Origin of the sequence: Liquorilactobacillus mali KCTC 3596 = DSM 20444 (genome assembly GCF_000260415.1) — a bacterium.
GTDB classification, from domain to species: Bacteria; Bacillota; Bacilli; order Lactobacillales; family Lactobacillaceae; genus Liquorilactobacillus; species Liquorilactobacillus mali.
The window spans coordinates 1-8648 of sequence record NZ_BACP01000044.1 but is presented as its reverse complement, the minus strand read 5'-3'; the positions used below and the strand labels follow the sequence as shown (position 1 = coordinate 8648).

Sequence of the window (8648 nt, the reverse complement as noted above, 5' to 3'; positions counted from 1 at the left end):
TATTTGATTTTCCCATATTTATTTTTATCATTAGGAAAAATCGTGAAAAAGTTCTAACTTATCTATTTTTTCTAATCTCTCTCACCCTAATTACTTCAGGAATTTCATTTAATTCCTTCTTCAATTCACTGAATGTTTTCTCAGAAATATTATCAGTATCAATCATTGTATAAGCAATCTCGTTACGACTACGATTAATCATGTTATCAATGTTAATATCATATCTAGCAAGAATTGTTGTGATCCTACCAACCATATTCGGAACGTTTTGATGAATCAAAGTAATCCGAAAGCTTGAATCAAAAGGCATCTCCACTGCTGGAAAGTTCACAGAATTGATAATATTGCCTGTTTCAAGATATTTTCTTAAAGTTTGTGCCGCCATTATTGCACCATTTACCTCAGCTTCAAGTGTTGTTCCCCCAATATGCGGAGTGACAATAGTACGCTCATGATTAATGACCTTCTCAGAACTGAAATCTGTGATATACTGTGCAATTTTATGACTTTCTAAAGCATCAATAATTGCCCTCTCATTAACTATTCCCCAGCGCGAATAATTTAATAAGGTTGCTCCATCTTTCATCTCTGCCAATTCTTTTGCAGTGATTAAATCCTTATTCTCTTCTGTGTATGGAATATGAATAGTAACATAGTCACTTTGCTGTAATAGTTCACTTAAATCTTTTGCACGTGGAATATCATTTGATAAACGCCAAGCATGCTCCACGCTAATGTATGGATCATATCCAATTACATGCATTCCTAGATCTGCTGTTGCTCGTGCCACCCTAGAACCAACCGAACCAAGTCCAATTATTCCAATTGTCTTGCCCTGCAATTCTGTTCCTGCAAAATGATTCTTTCCCTTTTCCGTCTGGAGACTAACATCTGCTCCATTTAATTTTTTAGCCCATTGAACGGATGAAAAAATTGGTCGCGTTGCCAGAATCAACATCGCAACGATTAGTTCTTTAACCGCATTAGCATTTGAGCCAGGTGTATTAAAAACAACCGTTCCATTTGAGTTAGCCTCAGCAAGTGGGATATTATTAACCCCAGCACCAGCCCTCGCAATTGCAAGCACACTTGTTCCAAATCTCGTTTTATGCATGTCCTGACTCCTGATTAGGAGCGCATTCGGCTTATCAGTTTCATTGATTGTATACATGTCAGTAGGAAATTCAGCAATTCCCTCTGGAGCAATCATATTATAGGTCTTAATATCCAACATTTCATCCCACTTCCTTATGCTTATGTTCTAATTCAAATTTTTCCATTACTGTTATTAATTTCTTAACGCCCTCCATTGGAAATGCATTGTATAAACTAGCCCTCATGCCACCCACAAGACGATGGCCCTTTAGTCCAACTAAATTATTAGCATTTGCTAATTCAATAAATTGATTATCTAATTCTGCATTACCAGTTACAAAAGGTATGTTAGTTAGAGACCGACTTTCAACATCAACTGGTGATTGGAACAAGGTAGAAGCATCAAGGTAGTCATACAACAACTGAGCTTTTTCTCGATTTCTTTTCTCCATTGCATCGACACCACCTTGTGTAAGCAGCCATTCAAAGACTAAGCCTGCACAATAAATTGCAAAAACAGGCGGAGTGTTTAAAGTTGAATGCTTGGCAACAAGTTTCTTATAACTTAGCATTGCGGGAAGCTCAGGTGCCTTTTCTACTAAATCATGACGAATAATTACTACAGTCAATCCTGCAGGTCCGATATTCTTTTGAGCGCCTGCATATATCATTCCAAAGTCTCTCACATTGTATCTTTGTCCTAAGATGTTTGAAGACATGTCCCCTACTATGGACTGTCCTTTTATATTAGGAACTGTTCGAAATGCTGTTCCTTCAATTGTGTTATTTAGCGTAACATGGATATAATCCACATTTTCTTGTAAAGAATCATCTATTTTCGGAAGTTTCGTGTAATTCGAATCTTCTCCACTAGCAATTTTATTAACACTTATGCCATCAATCAACTGTGCTTCCTCAATCGCTCTTTGTGACCAATGTCCAGTATCGACAAAACCTATTTTTCTTTTATTAATAGCTAGATTCAATGGTGCCATTGTAAACTGCAGTGTCGCTCCACCTTGCAAAAACAATACATCATATTCGTCTGGAATATTCATTAATGCACGCAGATTGCTTTCAGCATCCTTTTGAATATCAGCAAAAAGTGAGGAACGATGACTAATCTCCATAACACTCATCCCACTATTTTTATACGAAAGCAACTCCTTTTGAACCTGTTCTAAAACTTCTCTTGGCATAACAGCAGGTCCAGCAGAAAAATTGTAAACATTCGCCATAATCCTTCACTTCTTTCTAATTAATTTTAAAGTATGCTCTAATAATCGAATATAGACAAAGTTAAGCAAGATGTCAATGCTATTAGTAACAAATAATTACCAAATAATTAATTTACTTTCTATGTTGTTTTTGATACACTAAACGATCTTTTCAAACAAAGATGAATTTTTATTTTAGTCGAAATTTCTAAATTTAACATATTTGTAATAATAGAGTTTGAACTTTATTACAACATTTGAAAAAAGTAATAGCTACCAACAAATACATTAAAATGCCCTTCTTAAGACAGCTGTAACTTTTTTGTAACATTCTTAAGAAAAAAATTTCCTATAAGTTTTTTAAAATCCTATTATATCAGTGTTTTAAACTAGATATTCTTTCTTTTTAAAAAATTTTTTGTTTAGAAAGCCCGTCATTTCAATTAATATTTGCATTTTATTACATATAGGCTTAAAATGTAATATTTTTTGTACTGTTATGCAATAAAGATAGACTACAATCAGGTTATTGGTTATAAAATAAAAATAAAAGTAGGAGTGAATTAATTTGAAACGTACAACAAAGACATTATTAGCAAGCACTGTTGGTGCGGCGGGTTTATTTCTTGCTTCTACAACGAATGCAAGTGCTTCAACAACTGTTAAGGTAAATAAGAACGACACTGTTTGGGGTCTCTCACAAAAATATGGTGTTTCCATCAAATCTATCGAGGCTTTAAATAACATTAACGAGAATAGTCATTTAATCATTGAAAGTCAGACATTAACTATCCCTGATAGTGATAATACTTCAAATACAGCAGACTCAAGTTCTACTTCTTCATCAGCAACTTCTACTGTTTCAGTTGCTAAAGGAGATTCATTATGGGCAATTGCTCAGAAGTATGGTACTACTGTTGACAGTTTACGTTCATTGAACGGTTTATCATCAACAGAAACGCTGATCAAACCTGGACAGACTTTAAAGGTTGATGGCTCTGCAGATACAAGTTCTTCAGATACGAATAACACGAATAACGAAAGTACAACAACTACAGAAAGTTCTACTACAACTACTACGACTACAAATAGCACAACTACAACTACACCTTCTGTCACTGTTTCTTCAAACCATGTTACATATACTGTTAAGTCCGGTGACTCACTTTACACTATCGCTCAAGCATATGGTGTTACTGTAGCTTCCTTGCGCTCTTCCAATACATTGGGATCAGCAATTTTGCCAGGACAGACTTTGACAATTAATGATCCTACGAAGACACCATCAACGACAGCAACAACTGCTGCAAACGAGTCAAGCGATTCTTCCGCTAGTGCTGCAACAACTGCTGCTTCAAGTTCGACAACAGCGGCTACTTCAACTGCTGCAACAACTGCTGCTTCAAGTTCAACAACAGCGGCTGCTTCATCAACGACAGCAACAACTACTAGTGCTGCTAACTCTAGTGCTGCTACAGTTGCTAGTTCTAGTTCTGTTGCGGCTACACCAAGTGTTAGCTCTTCAACTGCTAGTGCTGCTGCTACCACAACAGCAAGTAGTACTGCTTCATCAACTGCTTCAACATCAGCAGCAGTATCTACGTCATCAGTTGTTTCATATGCTACTTATTTAGCTAGTCTCAAAATTCCTTACGTGTATGGTGGTACGTCATTAAGCGGTTTTGATTGCTCTGGGTTCGTTCAATATGTATATGCTCATTTTGGTGTATCATTACCTCGTACTTCAGAAGCACAATCAACAATTGGCACAGCTGTTCCTGTCAGCCAAGCTAAAGCTGGAGATTTAATATTCTGGGGTTCTCAAGGTTCATCATGGCACGTAGGTATTTACATTGGTGGTTCAAGTTATGTTGCTGCTCCATCATCTGGTCAAACTGTTAGTGTCAAGAGTTTCCAGTATTTCCAACCATCTTTTGCAATTCATATGAACTAATTAAGTATCAAGAAAAAAGGCGACTGTTTAACTACAGTGCTTTTTTTTAGGTTCTACAATATCTGTTGTTGGTAATAGATTTCATCTATTATTAATGACAGTTTTTTTGTATATTATTATCAGACACAAAAAAGCGGACATTCCTGTCCATTCATTAAAACCAACCACGACGAAGATTCTAGAGAAAGAAGGAAATGTCCTTATGTGTAATGATACTACCAAATTGTTGCTAGGCAGAAGATAAGCATATAAAAATTATGGATGGTGCTAGAAAAGACGATGGTGTTATCCGCCTGAATGGCAGTTTAGACTACCAGCCGCAGGTTTGTCCCAATTGCGGTATTATCAATGAAGGGCAAATTATCAATTATGGATGGCGTAAAACAACCGTTCGCTTCGCGAAAACACTAGGAAACAATGTCATCTTACACTTGAACCGAAGAAACTTTCAATGTAAGGAGTGTCAGACAACCTTTTTAGCTCAAACTGATTTAGTTCCTAAACACTGTACGATTTCCAATCCAACACGAAAAGAGTGCTTAGAGAAGCTTGAGGAACCAGTATCTTTGAAACACATTGCCAATGAACTGTCGTTGTCTGACTCCTTCGTCGGCCGGCAACTGATGCATGCACAACGGGACTTTCGACCGAATTGGCACTTTTTACCTGAAGTCATCCTGATGGATGAGATTAAGAGCACTAAGTCAGCAACGGATGCCATGAGTTTTGAGTTCATGGATGCGCAAACGCATGAATTAATTGACCTATTGCTGTTTCGGACCATTCATCAACTAGAAATATATTTTTACCACTTTGATCAAGCTGCTAGAGAAAGTGTCAAAATTATCGTTTCGGACATGAATTATACCTATCCCAAACTTACTAAAACAGTCTTCCCCAATGCAATCGTGGTTATGGATAAATTCCACATCATCAACGCCCTTAATCGCGCGTTTAACAAGACTAGAGTCAGACTGATGAAACAGTTTGCCCCTTCTTCCCGTGAATTTCGCGCGCTTAAACGCTATTGGAAACTATTACTGGTACCTTCTGAACAGCTAGACTTTGAACATTTTCATAAATGGACCAATTTTCCTTACTGGATCACTGCTACAGACGTCGTTCATAATCTGTTATCCCTTGATTCCGAACTTAAACAAACTTATGAAGTCCTAAATCATGTGCGAACAGCTATTCAACACAAAGACTGGAATAACTACAATGCCGCCTTCTGGAAAGCCGAAGACTTTTCTGAGGAAATGAGCAGTACCATTGAAATGCTTCAAACCCATCATGGAGAAATCCATAATACCTTTATTACTCAGTATTCAAATGGTCCTTTAGAAGGATCCAATAATAAAATTAAAGCAATCAAACGAGCCAGCTTCGGGTATCACAACTTCTTTAAACTTAGGAGTACTATATACTTTTAAGATTAATACAGAAAGAGCCCTAATCACGAAGTAATTAGAACTCTAATATATGAATTCACCAACAACAGTTCTAATATGATGTCAAATACCAACTCAATTAAAAAAGAGTACACTAAAAAGTGATAGCTTTTAACGAGAAAAAACTGTCATAAATATCAACTATACTGGTATTTAAATAGTCTGCTTAACGGGAAGTTCTCGCGTAATTATAAATTTGGTTTGTGCGGACCAAATTCATAATCGTCCTATCAAGTCTGTTCACACAAGCAATCATGGCAACCATATCCGGTTTAGGGTGTGGTCCTTTTTTTAGCTTATAGTAGTAATCTACAATGTGATTATCAATACGTGCTTTATTTCTAAGCATAGATCTAATCATTTCAAACATAATATAACGGGCACTACTTTGACCTCTCCGATTAATCCGATCAGCTTCTTTGAATCCTCCGGATTGGATTCGTCGTAAATCTATTCCAACGTAAGCATTTAATTGCTTATAGCTTGGGAATCTCGCTATTTTTCCTGTAAAGCCTAGTAACAGCGCCGTTGATATTTCTCCCGCCCCAGGAATACTCGTAATGAGTTTAAACTCCGGAAAAGTTTTCGCGTAATTGATCAATTGGCGCTTTAATAAGTCATGGGCCTGATTATATTGCTGAATCTCTTCGCAATAACTATGGATTTGGCTAATTATAAATGAGTCTGCAGATTGTGCAGGATATGATAATTGGCCTGCTTGCCAGACTTCTTTGCATCTACGTACAATTAAATCCGAACGGATTTTATGACTTACCGAGCTAATGATTTGTTTTGCCATCGTTCCTGGAATATATCCTATTAAAAAATCAGGGTGGGGAAAGAGGCTAACAAAAGTTAAGCCGAGCACTGATCGAATTGGGTTAAATATATCGTTTAACTCGGGAAACGTTTGATCAAGTGCGGCATGTAAATGATTGATAATCCGGGATCTCTCCTTAGTTATTTCTAGATAGCGGTGCGCCATTAAATGAAGTTGCTCATATGGCCTTGAATATGGTCTACGACCATGAATCAGTGACTTCTGATCAATTCCCAGGAGTGCTAGTTTAACTGCATCTGAACGGTCTGTCTTTTGCCTTCTCAACCCCGCCATGCGAATTGAGGACTCCAAAGGATTTATTTCAAGGTAATTCATTTCTTCATCGATGAAAAAACGAGTAAGAACTCTAGAATAAATACCAGTCGTTTCAAATACTGCCATGACTGGCAAATCACTCGCAATTATTGACTTGAGCTTTGCCAATCCAGATTTATTATGGATAATCTGAAATTCCTTAACAACCGTATGATCGTGTAAAACAGCACAATTACTCTTTCCACGACTCACATCAATACCTAAAACGTGCACTTTATCGCCTTCCATATATTTTTGAGGTAACAACTTCGCAGATTCGTTCATTTTCTATATTCGATCTCAAGGACCAACATCCTAAATCTAACTGTTCACTACGTGTTGTTGGGCCAGTTTGACACTCGGAATTTATATTCCACTGATGTTGACGACCTCAACCTCAATTTAAGTATAGTAAAAGAGGTATCAAGATTGTCGTCACAATCTTGATACCTCTTACTTTAGGATGTTTGACGAAGAGCCTTTTTTTATGCCAATTTTTTTGTATGTAACATAATTAAGTTGACTATGTTTAATGATGTCCTTACTTATAGCTAGGCTGAATAGACTATCAAAGCCACTAGAGAGCCGTTTAAGGCCATAAAATTTCTGCCTGATAATTTTACCCTATTTTATTTGTAAATAGCTACCTATCGTCCATTCTATGGTAATTAAAAAAGGAGACCAAGTCAAAAAAATAACTTTTGACCTGGTCTCCTTTTTATACTACTCATAAATGCATTCCATAAGACAAAGATCTACGTCTAACCACAAATACTTGTAGCATTTGACTCGCTATGTTCATAATTTAACGCTAGTACTCAAATTTACGACTTTTATTACTCTCTTTTACTTTAGGTAACAATTCAACTATCAGTTAAAATGAACAGCACTATCACTCTAACTTTAATTAATATTCAACTATAACAGATCCCTTATCATCAGTGTTTTTATCTTGTTGATTATTCGGAATATCGCTGTCTTCTGTTAAATTATTATAATAAGCAGCATATGTTGCTAATTTATACGGTGTTAACCAAATGAATCCTATTCCTAGAGTCAATATTGCTAATATGTCCCATCCAATAAAACTTAACTTAAGGACAAAAAATTCAAATTTATGACCATTCATCAATTCCCTACTTTTCGTAATATAATCTAGGAAATTAAAGTCATCAGCATTTTCTGCCTGTGACATATCTTTGTACACAAAATATGTTTGGGAATAAGCAAATGATTTTATGATACCTGGAATAATAAATAGCAATGACCAGAAAAATATGAAGATATTGATTAAAATGTACAATACAAGGACTCCTAAGAAGTTTCTCTTAGTAAATACACTAAATGCACCCCTAAGCGTACTAAAATCAGCATTTTTTGTTCTTAGCCAATCTAAAAAAGTAAATCCTATACCTGTTAAAAGCATTGATGATATAATTCCTCCAATACTATTACCAAAAAGATTATTATGATCAAAATTACCAGTTGTACCGGTTGTAGATATTTCATTCGCAATACTGTCACTATATTTTGCAATCAATATACTTAAAATTATCACAACAGTAAAAACAAAAATTGTCATAATAATTTGAAATATGACAGGTATAATTGCTAATTTAATTGCTTGGTTCCAATGACCTTTAAAAGTTTCTTTTACTTCATTTTTTAGTTCCCTGCGCATCTTCATTTTTTCAAAACTCCCATTCTTGCTTCCCTAATGTGTATTATACTTTAAGAAATAGTTTTTTTATACAAAAAGGACACTGGTATTTTTAATATCAGTGTCCTTTTTAATC

At 35.8% G+C, this 8648-nt stretch carries 5 protein-coding genes and 1 pseudogene; 2 read left to right on the top strand and 4 right to left on the bottom strand.

From position 1 onward, the window contains the following. Positions 1–58: 58 nt before the first annotated feature. Both GSM_RS07980 and serC read right to left on the bottom strand, forming a co-directional pair. Entirely contained in the window at positions 59–1234 is a 1176-nt protein-coding gene (locus GSM_RS07980) for a phosphoglycerate dehydrogenase (protein ID WP_003688562.1), read from the bottom strand. Position 1235: 1 nt separating this feature from the next. After that, positions 1236–2333, bottom strand: a complete 1098-nt coding sequence (gene serC / locus GSM_RS07975; protein WP_003688564.1) for a 3-phosphoserine/phosphohydroxythreonine transaminase — start codon at positions 2331–2333, stop codon at positions 1236–1238. A 547-nt stretch (positions 2334–2880) separates the two neighbouring features. Between serC and GSM_RS07970 the strand changes: the two genes are divergently transcribed. Together GSM_RS07970 and GSM_RS07965 are read left to right on the top strand one after the other, a co-directional pair. After that, a complete protein-coding gene (locus GSM_RS07970; RefSeq protein ID WP_003688565.1) occupies positions 2881–4266 on the top strand; it encodes a C40 family peptidase in 1386 nt (461 codons plus the stop codon). 202 nt (positions 4267–4468) lie between these two features. After that, positions 4469–5733: pseudogene (locus GSM_RS07965) on the top strand (ISL3 family transposase). Between the two features lie 150 nt (positions 5734–5883). Here GSM_RS07965 and GSM_RS07960 read toward each other — a convergent pair. Beyond that, a complete protein-coding gene (locus GSM_RS07960) occupies positions 5884–7137 on the bottom strand; it encodes an IS110 family RNA-guided transposase (protein ID WP_235720361.1) in 1254 nt (417 codons plus the stop codon). Positions 7138–7759: 622 nt separating this feature from the next. After that, positions 7760–8539 (bottom strand): DUF975 family protein, encoded by a 780-nt coding sequence (locus GSM_RS07955; RefSeq protein WP_003688572.1) that lies wholly within the window; start codon positions 8537–8539, stop codon positions 7760–7762. Between the last annotated feature and the right edge of the window lie 109 nt (positions 8540–8648).